Raw genomic sequence first — 14,871 nt, 5'->3', positions numbered from 1 at the left:
GGTAACATCGTCGCGAACGGTGACAGGCGCATAACAACCGGCTAGGTCACGCACATCAAGGTCATATGGTTGCCATGCGTTTGTCACCCGCGAAGTCGGCATGCCCGGCCTGGGCGGGTGCCGGGGCCGCCCAGCTATCCCAGCCCAGCCGCGCATCGCCGAGAACGAAAGCCGGCAAAGCGCCGGGTTCCAGCTCCAGGCGGATGTCAAAGGCCAGAGGGTCGCGGAGAGACAGCTGCACCAGTTCGACCACTGCCGCGAACGCGGGTTGGTCCGGCAAAACCGTGCGAAACGCCGTCTGGTCCAGCGGACCGATCACGACCCGGAACATGCCCGTGTGGTCCACCACCTCGCTTCCGGCGATGAAGTCGCCACCCAGTTCCGGTGGCGCGTCTCCCAGGCGGGAGCGCTTGTCCGGTGGAAGGGTCACGGTGCGCGGAATGAATTCATCGATCCGCACGGGCAGGCCGGTGCAATGGGAAATCACGCTGGCAATGATCGATGCCGAGAGGCTGTAGCAGCTCAGCAGTCCGGCAAATGGCAGCAGGCTCGGTCGATGCAGGCTGCCGCCTGACGGCAGCAGGCCGATCAGCGCCGCCACGGCCTGCGATATCGCGTCGCCACCACCCGCGCTGTAGCGCAGATGATGGCGTTGCTGTTTCCAGATGCGGACAAGCAGGCCGGTGAGGCGATGGTTGAACAGATCCAGGAACAGGCCCAGCGCCCCTGCCGCGCCGTCACTGCCGATGACCCGCTCGGTATAGGTCGCGGGCAATGGCGAGGAAGGCCCGTAGAGCCCGAGGAAGTTGACCTGCATGAGCGCGTGACCGGCTTCCGGGTTCCATGTCAGCGCCTCCACTTCCCCCGGCGGATAGCCCAGCGAGGGGTGAGCCCCGAATCTCACGCGCTCGCATGTGGGATCGCCGGTGGCACCCAGCGGCGGCGCATCGGGGAACAGCCGCTCGAAATGCAGGGCCAGGGCGAAAAAGGCGGCGCGTTGGGGCTCAAGGGCATCGAGCGCCATCTGGTCGATGGTGGCGCCGGGCATGGTTTCGGGCCGGGTCACAGCGGCTGCGCCGTGCCGCGCCGCGGCGGCCATTCATAACGCACATTGGTCTCGCTGCCGCGAATGGCGAACTGATGCATGCTGTTGACGGTGGCAAAGGCGCTGAGCATGCGTTCCACGACACAGCCGAACAGGAACATCTCCGCTTCGCCGCCCACCTTGCTTTCCTGGCACACCAACGTGTAGTGCCGGATACGCACGGGGACGCCGCGCATGACCATGTCCCCGGTGCCGTGTTCAAAGCGCTCCAGCCCGTCGAGCAGCAATTCCAGCCGGCGGCGGGCCTGTTCGTCGGGCACGGCGCGAAAGTCGAAGGTGGCGATGAGCTGCTTGAAGGTCCCCACATCGGCGATGGAGTTGAAATTGCACGCGAGGCTCGCCACGAGCCGCCACAGCAGCCCGTCCTCCAGAGGCGGCGCCACCTCGCCGGTGACTTGGGCGATATTCTCAAAGGCGAGGCCGTTCGGCGTGTTCATGCCGGGTTGATCTATCGAGCCCACCGGCAGGCGCTCGGCGAGGCGGCCGCTCGAGCAGGTCAGTTCGATGCTGACGGTCTCGGCCGCCGGCAGGACCCGGCGATCCAGCGCATTGACGAACGAGATGTAGTGATCGATGCGGCGGCCGACCACGGACGGGGTGATGCGGGCCCGATAATAGGCGCCGCCGCCGTGGCCCGGCAGATCATGCCGAAATGACTCGAACGGGACATAGTCGATTCGTTGGGACGATCCCTGCACGAAGCCTGCCACCTGCGTGACGGCGTGGATGGACAGCGGATCGCCATCCAGCGGACTTACCCGATATTCGGTCTTCGCCACATCCACATGGATGGGGGTGCCGGCGGCGGGGAAGAGATTGACGGCAGGCGTACAATTCACCCGGACCGCCTCCCGCGACACGCGCACCTGCGGAGGCAAGGGGCGATCGAACACGAAGACCAGTTCAAGTGTCCGGGCAGTTGTTGCCGCTACGGGCGCCAGGCCCGAAATATCCACATAGAGATATTTCTGCGGCAGCAGCAGGTATTCCTGAAGCAGCCGGAAGCCCTCGACCGCATTCTGTTCCTGGGCCAGCACGGCCTCATCCACGGAGAAGCCGACAGGGGACACCGCGCCGGGCGGCAATGTCAGGAGCGTCTCGTCGCCCGCGCGGACCACGATGCGCCGGAGATGACGCTGCATCCATAAATAGAGGGTCCGGCCCACCAGCGGATCACGGTCGGCACTGAAGTGCAGCCGCAGCGGCCGGTCGGCGAGGGCGGAAAAACCCGCTTGGCGCAGGGCTGAAAGGGTCGTCGAGAGTTCGGCTGCGGTGGCGGTGTTCTCAAGGTCCACCCGCGTGATATCCAGAGGCAGGACATCGAGCGGATAGCACGTCATGAAGGGGCATGTAGTGCCGTCCAGCGGGCGGGAGCGCACTTCGGTGCCCCGGGGCACGCAGATGGGCGCGCCATCGCCGCCGCCGACCTGATGGAAGCACAAGGTGGTGGTCGGAGGAATGGGCCGGAGATAGGCCGGCCAGACAAGCCGCAACAGCCCATGCACCAACTCGGGCAAGTCGTCGTCCAGGCGCTGGCGGAGATTGGCGGTCAGGAAGGCAAAGCCTTCCAGCAGCCGCTCGACATCGGGATCTGACGCCTTGCGGGACAGAAAACCGGCGAGCTTCGGGTTCTCCCGCGCGAACATGTCGCCGAGGTCGCGCAGATAGGCGAGTTCGTCCTCGTAATAGCGGTTGAGCGCCATGACTATCCCATCACGCGCACGAAGCCGTCATTGTTCAGGACGGTGTCGAAGGACAGCCGCTCCACCTGATCGCCGACCACCAGCGCCGCATGGATGCGAAAGGCGAGGCGCAGCGGATTGCTGCGGTCGGGCACGTGGCGGACGGTGATGCCGGAGAGGCGCGGTTCGAATTCTTCCACCTGCGCCCGGACCGCGCTGGCAATGATGCCGATGGCATCGGGGAAACGGCCGACCAGCCCGTTGAAATCCGGCATGCCGTAATCGGGGCGGATCTGACAACAGCCGGCGCGGGAGTTCAGCACGCCGCGCATGTTGGCCAGCACGCTGTCCAGCAGTTCGGACTTGTCGGCAAACTCGCCGCCGATGCGCGTCGGCGCGTCTGGATGGCCGCCATCGGCCGCCAGCAGTCGCTCGACCAGGGTACGCTGGGCCATGGAACTGTCACCGGAGAGAAAACGGCGCCGCAACCCGCGGCGCCGAAACAAGGGGGGCGAAACCAGCCGGCGGCGCGATCAGGCCTTGTCCAGCTTGCCCTTGAGCGTCAGCGTGAAATCCGCGCCCATGTACTTGAAGTGCGGCTGGACGGCCATGGAGACACGATACCAACCCGGCTCACCCTGCACGTCTTCGACCTGGATGGAGGCCGCCCGCAAGGGCCGGCGCGAACGCACCTCCGCGGAAGGGTTCTCCTGATCGGCCACATATTGGCGGATCCACTTGTTAAGCTCGCCCTCCAGCTCGACACGGGTCTTCCAGCTGCCGATGTTCTCGCGCTGGAGCACCTTGATGTAATGGGCCAGGCGATTGATGATGAACATATAGGGCAGCTGGGTACCCAGCTTGTAGTTCAGCTCCGCTTCCTTGCCTTCTTCGCTGTTGCCGAAGAATTTCGGCTTCTGCACCGAGTTGGCGGAAAAGAACGACGCGTTGTCCGTGCCCTTGCGCATGGTCAGCGCAATGAAGCCCTGCTCGGCCAGTTCATATTCGCGCCGGTCGGAGATCAGCACTTCGGTGGGCACCTTGCTCTGCAGCTGGCCCATGGCCTCGAAGGTGTGCAGCGGCAGGTTTTCCACCGCGCCGCCCGACTGCGGCCCGATGATGTTCGGACACCAGCGGAACTGGGCGAAGCTGTCCGTCAGTCGGGTGGCGAAGGCATAGGCCGCATTGCCCCACAGGTACTTGGCCGTGGTGCCGGCGGAGTCCTCGGCATAGTTGAACGACTTTACCGGGTTGCTGTCCGGGCCGTAGGGCAGGCGCAGCAGGAAACGCGGGGCCGTGAGACCCACGTAGCGGGCATCCTCGCTCTGACGGAAGCTGTTCCACTTGGCATATTTCGGGCCCTCGAAGATCGACTGGAGATCCTTGAGGTTCGCCAGTTCCTCGAACTGGTCGACGCCGAACATATCGGTGCTGGCGGCGCCGATTACCGGGGCATGGGACATGGCGCCGACGCTGGCCATATACTGCAGCAGCTTGATGTCCTGGGCGCCGGGACCATAGTCGAAATTGGTGATGACGGCGCCCACCGGCTGGCCGCCGAACTGGCCGTATTCGGCGGTGTAGACGTGCTTGTAGAGGCCGGAGCGGACGATTTCGGGCGCATCGTCGAAATCCGCCAGAAGCTCGTCCTTGGAGGTGGAGAGCATCTCGATCTTGATGTTCTGGCGGAAGTCGGTCTTGTCCACCAGGAACTTCAGGCCGCGCCACGCGGATTCCAGCTGCTGGAAGCTCTCGTCGTGCAGGATGGTGTCCAATTGCGCCGACATCTTCTGGTCGATGGCCGCGATCATCTGATCAACGACGGCGCTGTTCACTTTCTCCTCGCTGCGGGTCGGCTTCAGCAATTCGGCGACGAAGGCGGCGACGCCGCGCTTGGCCACGTCATAGCCGTCATCGGTGGGACGCAGCTTCGTTTCCAGCAGGATCTGCTCGAGCATGGAGGGTTCGGCGAGGGTCGTGGTCGCTGCGCCCTGGGATTCGGTTGAAGCTTCGGTGCTCATGGGTCACGTCTCCAGATGAGCGCGACCGCGCCGAGCGCAGGTCGCTGAACGAGGGGTCAGGATTGTGCCGTGTCGGTGGTGGCGTCGCCGGTCACCTCGGTGAGGAACCGCTTCCGTGTCGCTTCGTCTTCGATCACGCTCTGGATCAGCTTTCGGAACGCGGGGATATTGCCCAGCGGCCCCTTCAGGGCGACCAGCGCCTCACGCATCTCCAGCAGCTTGCTCAGCTCGGGAACCTGCTTGACAACCGCCTCCGGCTCGAAGTCCTTCAGGCGCGTGAATGTCAGGCTGACGGCCACCTTCTCCTCGGAGGCGTCGTCGTCCAGCTTGCTGGGGACAGCCAGATCCAGAGACAGGTTCTGACCCCTCAGAACGTCGTCGAAATTGTCTTTGTTGATGGAGACAAGGGGCCGTTCCTCCACCGGCCGCTCGTCGGGGCGCAGCGTATAGTCGCCAACCACCAGCAGCTTGAGCGGAAGTTCCACTTCTTCCTTGGCATTGCCGGTGGCGGGCCGGTAGCGGATGTTCACCCGCTCCTTCGGTGCAACGGATTCACTCATGGTCTAGGCTCCCCGGCTTCTGAAAAATGGGCGTGCTGCGCGACGTGCGGCGGGTGAGGAATGGGTCAGGCATGGGACAACCGCGCCGCAACCCGCAGGTCGAGCGCCGCCAGGCGCTGCTGGGTGGCCGCCACTGCCATACGCAGCCTGTCTTCCCCCAACAGCTTGACGGCCGCGGGATGGCGGAAGGCCCGCATGGCCAGCCCGGCGGCCCCGAGAGCGAGGGAAGGCTCCCAGCAATCCAGCGAGCGCGCGTCGGATACCGCCTGGAGATGCACCGCCAGCGGCAGCGCGACGCCCGGCAGGTCCATGTCGAGGCAAAGCTGTGCTTGAAGGATCTGGATCTCGAAAGCCTGCCGCCCGTCGCGCGCCGCCGCCCGGGCCGTGGTGAGGCGATCCAGCGCCGCGGCCTTGTCGCCGGCGACGATGAGCGCGCGTACATCCTGCTGCAGTTCGGACAGGCCTTCGCCGGCCATTTCCGGGGGCGCCGTGGTTCCGGAGCCGGCGTGCTGATTCAGCCAGTCACGTGTCGCGGCATCGGCAAAGGGCATGCCGTCCGAGAATGTCAGTTCCACCAGTCCCGGCAGGCGGTGGACAAGGCCGGCCACCGCCGCCAGCACGGCGTCCACGGCCAGGCCGTGGCGCGGCCCCAGCGCGGCGAGGCCATCGCAGACCAGGCGGTGAGCATCTAGCCAGAACGGCGCCGCGGCGATCATGCCCTCGATCATGCGGATAGCCGCGTCATGCTCTCCGGCACGCTGCAGTGCCTCCAGGCTCTGAAGGCGCTGGGCGGCGGGCGGGAACAGCTGGGTCGTTATGCCCGTCGCCTGCGGCAGAGTGGTAATGTCGAGCCAGGCCGACAGGCGTGTGAGATGATAGCTGCGCGGATCGGCCAGGTTGGCGTCCCTGAGACGTGCCGCGTGAAGACGCATGCTATCGGCCAGCGCGCTCAGGGCCCGGCCCATGTCCGCGTCGGGCGCCGGCGCGGGGGGCGGGGGAGGGGGCGTGACGGCGGCGGCCAGCGGCGGTGGTAGCACCGTCCGTTCGTGATCCGCGCGCGCGGGAGCGGCGGCCGCTTGCGGAAGCGCCAGCGGTGCCGCATCCGGCGAGCTGGCCGTGGCGGCCGTTTTTTCGGCATCCGCCACAGCCTTGCCGGCCGACGTGCTTTGCGCGACCAGTTCCCTGGCCTGCGCGGCCTTGGCCCGGAGCAGCCGCACCAGTTCACCGATCGCCACCTGCTCCTTGACCAGCTTGCTGGCGAGCACCGGCTGCAACTGGTCCAGGATGGCGCTGGCGTGGAGAGCCGCCGCGGCATCGGCATGCTCCAGCTCCATCTCGGTGAGCAGCGGCACCATGCGTCCCGTCAGCCAATCGAGCGCGCCAACCCGCGCCCGCTCGCGCCTGGGCAGAATGGCCTCCCAGTGGTCCACGATCATCGGGGCCAGCGCGGAGACGCCGACCGCGAGGCCGCGCCAGCGCTCGGTCTGGGTAAGGGCATAGATGGTCCAGCTGACCAGCAGCAGGTCGCGGCCCCGGGTGGTGATCAACTCCAGGCCACCGCTCGCGACCTGTGCCCAGCGCACGCCAGCGGGGCCCTCCGTATCGATCCGGCGAACTTCGATTTCGATCTGTTCGAAGATCGGGTCGTCGCGCACGTCCACGCCCAGAGGCGCGTCGACCGCCAGCGGTGCCGTTACGGCAACGACGCGCGGGTCCTCGAAGACGGCCATGTCGGTATCGCTCATGCCCACCCATGCCCGCGCGCTGCGGGGGGCCCCCGCCGCCAGTGAATAGCCGTCTCATGTGGCTGGGTTGTTTGACGGTGGTGTGAAATCTGCGTTGCGGTGGTGCGACAGTAGGGCTTTGAGAGCGAGGGGACGAGCCCGCCGCCTCATGAGCCGCCTCGGATGGAGGGCCTCATCAAACCAGCGGCCCCTTGCCGTCCTGCCACGCGACAGGGACGGGACGATGCCGCCGCGCCGGGAATGAGGCATGGGCCCGCGGCGCGCTCGCCCAGACATGTGTCCCGCTGCCACGTGCATCAGCGGATTATCATGCCATATAGGAGGGGAGGCAGCGGCGGACGACGCTGGAAGTCGCTTTGCCCCCAAGTCGCTTTGCCCCCAAGTCGCTTTGCCCCCAAGTCGCTTTGCCCCAGGAGGATCGCACCATCAACCATTCTCTTTCGCTGATCTGCGCCCATTGCCACCGCTGCGGCCGTCGCTCGGCATTAGGACAGGGCGACGCGAAGCTGCTGCCGGCCGTCGAGACCGCCGAGCCGCCGCCGCGGCTGCGCTGCGACATGTGCGGGGGGCGGCGCGTGACGCTGTTCAACGCCAGCGGTCCGGTGGAGATGCTGGCCTTCCTTTCCGGCCGCATCTGAGCCCGCTGGCGCGAACCAATCCTGCACTGGTGCGTTGAACACCGGATATCCGGGTTCATGGAGCGCGATCATGGCAGACGATGAAGGCATTCCCAACGGTCTGGGCACGGCGTCGGGCGAGGCGCCCGAACACCCCGCTCATGTCGCACCTTCGGCGCGGCGGCCGGCGCAAGCGGCGAGCAAGGGGCGCGTCAACGCCGTTCGCAGTCTGATCCAGATGTCGCAGCGCACGCATGGAGCCGCCGGCACGATGGCGGTGGGCGCGCAGCGGCGCTATTCCTTCAAGATGATCGTTGCCGCCGCGCTGGCCGGCTATGCCGTGGGCCGCCTGATGACGCGCTGATCGGCTCAACCCTCCACGACGTCAGCCCGCCCCGATGGCGGGCTTTCGCCTGACTAGACCTAGGAAAGCGCGCATGCAGACCCTCGTGGTGCGTCACGTCACCCAGTACAATTACGCCAACCCGGTCGAATTCCAGCGGCATCGCCTGATGCTGCGCCCGCGCGACAGCCACGACCTGCGTCTTGTCGGCGCCGAACTGTCGCTGTGGCCGCATGGCAATGTGCACTGGCTGCACGATGTGTTCGGCAATTCCGTCGCCGTGGTCGATTTTCTCGAACCTTCCAACGAACTGAAGGTGGAAAGCGTGCTGACGCTGGAGCGCTTCGGGCTTGGCGGGCTGACCTTCGAGATCGAGGACAATGCGAAGGAATATCCCTTCGTCTATTCGCCCGACGATCGCATCGATCTCGGCCGCATGCTCGATTGCCACTATCCCGATCCCGGCAACGACCTTGCCGAGTGGGCGAAGAGTTTCGTCGCCGCCCGCCCGACCGACACGATGGCGCTGCTGAGCGACATGAACACCGGTATTTTCAAGGGGTTCGCCTATCAGCTGCGCCACGAGCAGGGCACCCAGACCCCGCTGGAGACCCTGCGGCTGGGCAGCGGCTCCTGTCGCGATTTCGCGCTGCTGTTGATCGAGGCGGCGCGCGCGCTGGGTTTCGGTGCGCGCTTCGTCACCGGCTATCTCTACGATCCGGCGCTCGACAGCGATGCGCCGTCGGTCATCGGCGCGGGGGCAACCCATGCCTGGGCCGACATCTACCTGCCGGGCGCCGGCTGGATCGAGTTCGACCCGACCAATGGCACCATCGCCGCCGATAATCTGATCCGTGTCGCGGTGACGCGCGATCCCAGCCAGGCCGTGCCGGTGGCCGGCGGTTTCACCGGGCTGGTCGGCGATTATCTCGGCATGACTGTCGACGTCTCGGTGCGCGCGCATCACGAACCGCTTGCGGCGTGATCCGTCGTCGATACGTGCGTTGAAAAAGGGCCGCCTCCGAAGGGCGGCCCTTTCCATGTCGGGGCGTGGCGTCAGGCGTCGGTCGTCTCAAGGGTGGGGTAATCGACATAGCCCTTGGCGCCGCCGCCATAGAGGTGGTCGCGGTCCAGTTCGTTGAAGGCGACGCCGCGGCGCAGGCGCTCCACCGCATCCGGCGAGGAGATGAAGGGCTTGCCGAAGGCCACGAGGTCGGCCTTTCCGGCGGCGACCACTTCCTCGGCGAGCGCCTTGTCGTAGCCGTTATTCACCATCCAGGTACCGCTGAAGCGCTTGCGCAGAGCCTCGAAGTCGAAGTCCGGCGCAATGTCGCGCGGGCCGCCGGTGGCGCCCTCGATCATGTGCACATAGACCGGGTGAAGGCTCTCCACCACGTCCAGCACGTGGTTGAACAGCGGCTGCGGATCGCTGTCCGACAGGCCGTTCGCCGGGGCGACCGGCGACAGGCGGATGGCGGTGCGGGCCGCGCCGATTTCGCCGACCACGGCCGTCAGCACTTCCTTGAGGAAGCGCGTGCGGTTCTCGATCGAGCCGCCATAGGCATCGGTGCGCTTGTTGGCGCCATCGCGCAGGAACTGGTCGATGAGGTAGCCGTTCGCGCCGTGGATCTCGACGCCGTCGAACCCGGCGCGGATGGCGTTGGCGGCAGCCTTGCGGAAGTCCTCGACGATACCGGGAATCTCTTCCAGCGTCAGGGCGCGGGGCTCGTCGACCTCGGCGAAACCGTTATTGACGTAGGTCTTCGTCGCGGCGCGGATCGCGGACGGGGCGAGCGGGGCGGCGCCGCCGGGCTGCAGCGAGCTGTGCGACACGCGGCCGACATGCCAGAGCTGCACGAAGATGCGCCCGCCCTTGGCATGGACGGAGTCGGTGATGCGCTTCCAGCCCTCGACCTGAGCTTCGGTGAAAATGCCGGGCGTGTCCTGATAGCCCTGGGCGGTAGCGGAGATCTGCGTCGCCTCGGTGATGATGAGGCCGGCGCTGGCGCGCTGGCCGTAATATTCGACGGCGAGCGAGGAGGGGACGAGCCCGTCTGCCGCGCGGTTGCGGGTCAGCGGGGCCATGACGATGCGGCTCGACAGCGTGATGTCGCCGAGGCGATACGTGTCGAAGAGGGAGGGGGTGGCAACCAAGATCGGCTCCTGTCTTTGTGCATCTGTTCCGTAGCCCGATACGGGCTTTCCCCATGCCACTTAAGCACGGATGCCCGAGTTCCAAGTGGCAAACGCACGCCGTCATCGGGGTGACATGGAGGGCGCGCCGTCTGCCCCGGGGGAAGGGCGTGCCGGCCGGCTCTTGGCGGCCGCAGGCGCTACCGCGCGCCGGAGCGCATTTTAGAATTATGCTCAATCCATTGAAACGAGAGCATTTTCCTGTCGCCCGGGTGATTTCGCCCGGGCGCAAAAGGTTCTAGAAGGAGTTCTCGGGCAACGGGGCCTTCTGTGCATGATCGACATCGCGACGCGCGTCTATAATCACAACTGGAAGATCGACCCGATCGTGCGCTCGGTGCTCGATACGGATTTCTACAAGCTTCTGATGGCGCAGACGATTTACCGGCGTCACTTCAACACGCGCGTCACATTCGGGATCATCAACCGCACGCGGACCGTGCGCATCGCCGATTTCGTCGACGAGGGCGAGTTGCGCGAGCAACTCGACCATGTGCGCTCGCTGACGCTGACGCGCGGGGAATCCACCTGGCTGCGCGGCAACATGTTCTACGGCAAGCGGCAGATGTTCTCGCCGGATTTCATCGCCTGGTTCGAGCGCTTCCGCTTTCCCGCCTATCATCTGGAGCGGCGCGAGGGGCAGTACGAACTCACCTTCGAGGGGCCGTGGATCGAGACCACGCTGTGGGAAATCCCGGCGCTCGCCATCATCAACGAGTTGCGCTCGCGCGCCGTGCTGCGCAGCATGGGCCGGTTCGAGCTGCAGGTGCTCTATGCCCGGGCGATGACGCGGGTGTGGGAGAAGGTGGAGCGGCTGAAAAAGCTCGGCGAGGTGAATGTCGCCGATTTCGGCACCCGTCGCCGGCACGGCTTCCTGTGGCAGGACTGGTGCGTGCAGGCGATGATGGAGGGGCTTGGCGAGCGCTTCATGGGCACGTCCAACTGCCTCATCGCGCTGCGCCGCGAGGTGGAGGCGACCGGCACCAACGCCCATGAGCTGCCGATGGTCTATGGCGCGCTGGCCGATTCGGACGCCGATTTGGCCGAATCACCCTACAAGGTGCTGTCCGACTGGCAGAAGGACTATGAGGGCAATCTGCGCGTCATCCTGCCCGACACGTTCGGCACCTCGCATTTTCTCGCCCACGCGCCCGACTGGGTCGCCGGATGGACCGGAATCCGCATCGACAGCAAGGAGCCGATCGAGGGTGGCGAGGAGGCGATCGCCTGGTGGCGCGCCCGCGGGCAGGACCCGACGCGCAAGCTGGCGATCTTTTCCGATGCGCTCGACATCGGCGACATCGAGCGCATCTACCGCCATTTCGACGGCCGCATGCGCATGGGGTTCGGCTGGGGGACGCTGCTGACCAATGATTTCCGCGGCTTTGCGCGGGAAGGCCGGCTCGATCCCATCTCCATCGTCTGCAAGGTGATTTCCGCCGACGGACGCCCGACGGTGAAACTTTCTGACAATCCCACCAAGGCGATGGGGCCGGCCGACGAAATCGCCCGCTATCAACGGGTTTTCGAGGCGTCGCCGCAGCTCGCCCGCGCCCAGACGGTGTGAATAACACCTTAATCGGGAGGTAGTCCGATAAATACCAGACAGAGATTGTGCAATCGGGCCCAGAGTTGCCGCAATCGGTGGCCAATTTGAAAAATCAGTGTTGTGGCTTTCTTGCATCAAGCCCGGATCTGCCGTTAGTGTGGTGTTCGGAGCGTGCGAGTCAGCAAGGTGAGTATTGGTGAGGGGTTCCGATGCGGCCCGTCCCAGAACCGGAAAGTAACGCATGCGAAGTGTTGATCCGCGCGTGACCGAGAGGGCGATCTTCGGCGCAGCGATGCGTCAGCGGTCGGCAGCCCGATCCGAGGCCGAGACCTTCCAGGCGAAGCGTATGCGTTTCTGCCCAATCGTTTTTTCCGAAACGCCGGTAGAGTGATCAGCGCCATGTCGATGTCGTCGCAGGAGCCGCGCGGTCAGGGTCTTTCGTCATCGCTTGTCAGCGATTTCCGAGCAATTTTGAACTCTCTCGAGCAGGAGAAGGTCTCCCGCTCCACCGAGCCCGCCGCAGCGTCGCCCGCGCCGGAGCGCGATCCCGTGCCCGGCGGTGAACCGCAAGCCTCATCCGCCCATCCGGCTCCGGCAGAACCCGCGCCCGCGATGGCCGCGGAGCCCGTTCCGGCTCGGCCGGCCACCCAGCCGCCGCGTCGTTACGCCCCGAGCGAGCGCCCCGCGCCGATGGCCTATGCGGAGTTGCGCAGCCGGATTGCCGCGCTGGGCGACGTGAAAGACATGTTCCCGGCCCGCCCTGTCGCCGAAGCCGCGCCCGTCGTGGCGCCCGCCGCGCGCATCACCGAGCCGGCCCCGCGTATCGTCGAGGAAACGCGCCCCCCCGAGCCGCGTCCGGCGGAAGCTCATCCGCCGGTGGCGCCGGCCCCCCGTGCCGCCCCGTCGGCGCCGCGTGCCGCCCCCTCGGCCCCCGTCGCGGCCCCGTCCGAAGCGTTGGAGCCGCGTCGGCGCGGTTTCGGCGCCGCCCGCCGGAGCGATTGCGACGCGCCGGCCCGCCGGCGTCGCAGCGCCAGTTCGAGCGAGGCCATCACCTGGCAGCGCGTGGGTGTGCTGGTGGCCTGCATGGTGGTGGTCGGCGGCGGTGCCGTCGCGCTCCAATCGGTGGTCGGACGTGACGAGACGAAAGTCGCCGCCGACGCGATCGGCAATGCCGCCATCGCCAGCGTCGCTCCTTCGAGTGGGGCCAGCCTGATCAGCCCGGCGGTCGCCGCTTTCGATCCGGTGTCGCCGCCGGCCGGGCCGAAACCCGAGCCCGCCATGACGGAGGTGGCTGCCGCACCGGATGTCGAGCCGGAATATGAGCCCGAGACCGATGCGGAGAGCGCCGCCGATGCCCTTGCCTCCGTGCAGAATCCGATGCTGCGGAATGCCAGGCCGGTGTTCAACTCGTCGGATCTTCCTGAATTGCCGGCCAGTGTGACCGCCTTCGCCCCCGGCGGGGCCAACATTGCCGGGGCCGCGAGCGAGCCGGCGGACGCCGCCACGGTCGCCGCGCCGCCCAAGCGCGCGCCCGTTCCCCCGCCCGCCCCGGTCAAGCACGCCGCCGCCAAGCCTGCCGCGAAGCCGACCGAGACCGTCGTTGTGGCTGCCGGCGCGCCGGCGGATGTCGCGGGCGAAGAGCCGGATGTGTCCGGCGACACGGCCGATTCTCAATCCGCCTTTGGCGGTGATCCGGTTGGCGTGGTGGCGCTGCGCTCGTCCGTCTCCATGCGCACCGCACCGAAGCGAAACGCTTCGGTGATCTCGAACCTGCCGGCGGGCCAGAAGGTGGAACTGGTGGGTTGCACCAACTGGTGCGAAGTGATCGTCGAGGGCAAGCGCGGCTACGTCTACAGGAGTTACGTAGACCAGAAGTCGCTCCAGCAGGCCGACGCCGCGCCGGAATGAGCGCTTTCGCCGTAACATCTTGAATCATTTATTGAAGCGACGTCGGCGGTGAATGTGCCGCCCGCGCTCGCCTCCCTCCGGACCGCGTGTTAGACCCCCGGTCACGGTAAATTACCCACGCAAGGAAACGATTCATGGCTCAAGGCGAGGCTGCGACGAGCGCTCCCATTCGCATCGGCGTCGTCGGTGTCGGCGTCATGGGTTATAACCATGCACGCGTGCTGAACGACCTTCCCGGCGCGCAACTCGCCGGCATCGCCGATCCCGATGAGGTCCAGCGCGGCAAGGTCGCGGCGATGCTGGGCTGCCCCGCCGTGGCGGATGTGGACGCGCTGTTCGCCCTCGGTGTCGATGCGCTGGTCGTGGCGGCGCCCACCCATCTGCACCACGATGTCGCGATCGCCGCCATCGCGGCGGGCAAGCATGTGCTGGTGGAAAAGCCGATCGCGCCGACCGTGGCGGAGGCCCGGGCCATTGTCGACGCCGCCGAGCGGCAGGGTGTCGCCCTCATGGTCGGCCATGTGGAGCGCTTCAACCCGGCGGTCGAGGCGATCAAGAACGCCATTCGCGGCGAGGAAATCCTCTCCATCGGCATTACCCGCGTCGGGCCGTTTCCCCCGCGCATGTCGAATGTCGGCGTGGTGATCGATCTCGCCGTGCACGACATCGACCTGATCTGCCATTTCACGGGATCGCAGATCGCCGAGATCCAGCCGCAGGTGAAGGCGGCGGTGGCGGACCGCGAGGATATCGCGCTGCTGCAGTTCCGCACCGCCAACGGCGTGCTGGCGCATATCAACACCAACTGGCTGACGCCGTTCAAGGCGCGCACGGTGCATGTGGCCACGCGCAACAAATACGTCATCGGCGACCTGCTGACCCGGCAGGTCACGGAGTGCTTCGACTACAAGCCCGATGGCAGCTACTCGATGCGCCATCTGCCCGTCGCCTATGCCGAGCCGCTGCGCGTGGAACTGACCCGCTTCCTTGAAGCGGTGCGTGGCGAGCGCGGGCCGGCGGTGTCCGGCGAGGATGGCGTCGCCGCCATCGCCACCGCCATTCGATGCCTGGAAAACTTCCCGACCGCGAAATCGGTCGCCGACCCGACGCCGCTGCGCGTGGTCGCTGCCGGCTGAGCGAGGATCCGA

At 66.5% G+C, this 14,871-nt stretch carries 13 protein-coding genes; 6 read left to right on the top strand and 7 right to left on the bottom strand.

From position 1 onward, the window contains the following. Nucleotides 1–61 precede the first annotated feature (61 nt). The 6 genes from tssG to tssA form a co-directional block, all read right to left on the bottom strand. Nucleotides 62–1,099, bottom strand: a complete 1,038-nt coding sequence (tssG, locus tag QOZ99_RS01635; RefSeq protein ID WP_306888133.1) for a type VI secretion system baseplate subunit TssG — start codon at nucleotides 1,097–1,099, stop codon at nucleotides 62–64. After that, a complete protein-coding gene (gene tssF, locus QOZ99_RS01630) occupies nucleotides 1,063–2,808 on the bottom strand; it encodes a type VI secretion system baseplate subunit TssF (protein ID WP_306888132.1) in 1,746 nt (581 codons plus the stop codon). The genes tssG and tssF overlap by 37 nt, the downstream gene beginning before the upstream one ends. A 2-nt stretch (nucleotides 2,809–2,810) precedes the next feature. Further along, the gene (gene tssE, locus QOZ99_RS01625) at nucleotides 2,811–3,242 is read right to left on the bottom strand and encodes a type VI secretion system baseplate subunit TssE (protein WP_306888131.1); all 432 of its coding nucleotides are present in this window, start codon (nucleotides 3,240–3,242) and stop codon (nucleotides 2,811–2,813) included. A 78-nt stretch (nucleotides 3,243–3,320) separates the two neighbouring features. Beyond that, a complete protein-coding gene (tssC, locus tag QOZ99_RS01620) occupies nucleotides 3,321–4,808 on the bottom strand; it encodes a type VI secretion system contractile sheath large subunit (protein ID WP_306888130.1) in 1,488 nt (495 codons plus the stop codon). Between the two features lie 56 nt (nucleotides 4,809–4,864). Beyond that, entirely contained in the window at nucleotides 4,865–5,368 is a 504-nt protein-coding gene (gene tssB, locus QOZ99_RS01615; protein ID WP_306888129.1) for a type VI secretion system contractile sheath small subunit, read from the bottom strand. 65 nt (nucleotides 5,369–5,433) lie between these two features. After that, nucleotides 5,434–7,113, bottom strand: coding sequence for a type VI secretion system protein TssA (gene tssA / locus QOZ99_RS01610; protein WP_306888128.1), 1,680 nt, complete (start codon nucleotides 7,111–7,113; stop codon nucleotides 5,434–5,436). A gap of 404 nt (nucleotides 7,114–7,517) precedes the next feature. Here tssA and QOZ99_RS01605 point away from each other — a divergent pair, with 404 nt between their 5' ends. From QOZ99_RS01605 to QOZ99_RS01595, 3 genes are all read left to right on the top strand, one after another. After that, entirely contained in the window at nucleotides 7,518–7,751 is a 234-nt protein-coding gene (locus QOZ99_RS01605; protein WP_306888127.1) for a hypothetical protein, read from the top strand. A 70-nt stretch (nucleotides 7,752–7,821) separates the two neighbouring features. Then, nucleotides 7,822–8,094 carry a hypothetical protein gene (locus tag QOZ99_RS01600; protein ID WP_306888126.1) on the top strand — a complete coding sequence of 91 codons (273 nt, stop codon included), beginning with the start codon at nucleotides 7,822–7,824 and terminating at the stop codon, nucleotides 8,092–8,094. 73 nt (nucleotides 8,095–8,167) lie between these two features. Beyond that, nucleotides 8,168–9,058 (top strand): transglutaminase family protein, encoded by an 891-nt coding sequence (locus QOZ99_RS01595; RefSeq protein WP_306888124.1) that lies wholly within the window; start codon nucleotides 8,168–8,170, stop codon nucleotides 9,056–9,058. 71 nt (nucleotides 9,059–9,129) lie between these two features. On the opposite strand, the gene QOZ99_RS01590 is transcribed toward QOZ99_RS01595, so the two are convergent. Continuing rightward, complete coding sequence (locus tag QOZ99_RS01590; protein WP_306888123.1) at nucleotides 9,130–10,227, bottom strand: alkene reductase; 1,098 nt, start codon at nucleotides 10,225–10,227, stop codon at nucleotides 9,130–9,132. A 313-nt stretch (nucleotides 10,228–10,540) separates the two neighbouring features. On the opposite strand from QOZ99_RS01590, the gene QOZ99_RS01585 reads away from it, so the two are divergent. From QOZ99_RS01585 to QOZ99_RS01575, 3 genes are all read left to right on the top strand, one after another. Then, nucleotides 10,541–11,833: a nicotinate phosphoribosyltransferase gene (locus QOZ99_RS01585; protein ID WP_306888122.1), complete on the top strand. Its 1,293-nt coding sequence runs from the start codon at nucleotides 10,541–10,543 to the stop codon at nucleotides 11,831–11,833. Nucleotides 11,834–12,202: 369 nt separating this feature from the next. Next, complete coding sequence (locus QOZ99_RS01580; RefSeq protein ID WP_306888121.1) at nucleotides 12,203–13,723, top strand: SH3 domain-containing protein; 1,521 nt, start codon at nucleotides 12,203–12,205, stop codon at nucleotides 13,721–13,723. A gap of 134 nt (nucleotides 13,724–13,857) precedes the next feature. Then, nucleotides 13,858–14,859: a Gfo/Idh/MocA family protein gene (locus QOZ99_RS01575; RefSeq protein ID WP_306888120.1), complete on the top strand. Its 1,002-nt coding sequence runs from the start codon at nucleotides 13,858–13,860 to the stop codon at nucleotides 14,857–14,859. Nucleotides 14,860–14,871: the final 12 nt, after the last annotated feature.

Source organism: Ancylobacter amanitiformis (assembly GCF_030814815.1).
GTDB classification, from domain to species: Bacteria; Pseudomonadota; Alphaproteobacteria; order Rhizobiales; family Xanthobacteraceae; genus Ancylobacter; species Ancylobacter amanitiformis.
The sequence above is the reverse complement of the archived record's forward strand: the minus strand, read 5'-3'. Positions and strand labels throughout refer to the sequence as shown.

Coding starts and splice junctions, on each gene's coding strand:
- QOZ99_RS01595 (WP_306888124.1), top strand. CDS start 8,168: ATGCAGACCCTCGTGGTGCGTCACGTCACCCAGTACAATTACGCCAAC.
- QOZ99_RS01585 (WP_306888122.1), top strand. CDS start 10,541: ATGATCGACATCGCGACGCGCGTCTATAATCACAACTGGAAGATCGAC.
- QOZ99_RS01600 (WP_306888126.1), top strand. CDS start 7,822: ATGGCAGACGATGAAGGCATTCCCAACGGTCTGGGCACGGCGTCGGGC.
- tssB (WP_306888129.1), bottom strand. CDS start 5,368: ATGAGTGAATCCGTTGCACCGAAGGAGCGGGTGAACATCCGCTACCGG.
- tssC (WP_306888130.1), bottom strand. CDS start 4,808: ATGAGCACCGAAGCTTCAACCGAATCCCAGGGCGCAGCGACCACGACC.
- tssA (WP_306888128.1), bottom strand. CDS start 7,113: ATGAGCGATACCGACATGGCCGTCTTCGAGGACCCGCGCGTCGTTGCC.
- QOZ99_RS01575 (WP_306888120.1), top strand. CDS start 13,858: ATGGCTCAAGGCGAGGCTGCGACGAGCGCTCCCATTCGCATCGGCGTC.
- tssG (WP_306888133.1), bottom strand. CDS start 1,099: ATGGCCGCCGCGGCGCGGCACGGCGCAGCCGCTGTGACCCGGCCCGAA.
- tssE (WP_306888131.1), bottom strand. CDS start 3,242: ATGGCCCAGCGTACCCTGGTCGAGCGACTGCTGGCGGCCGATGGCGGC.
- tssF (WP_306888132.1), bottom strand. CDS start 2,808: ATGGCGCTCAACCGCTATTACGAGGACGAACTCGCCTATCTGCGCGAC.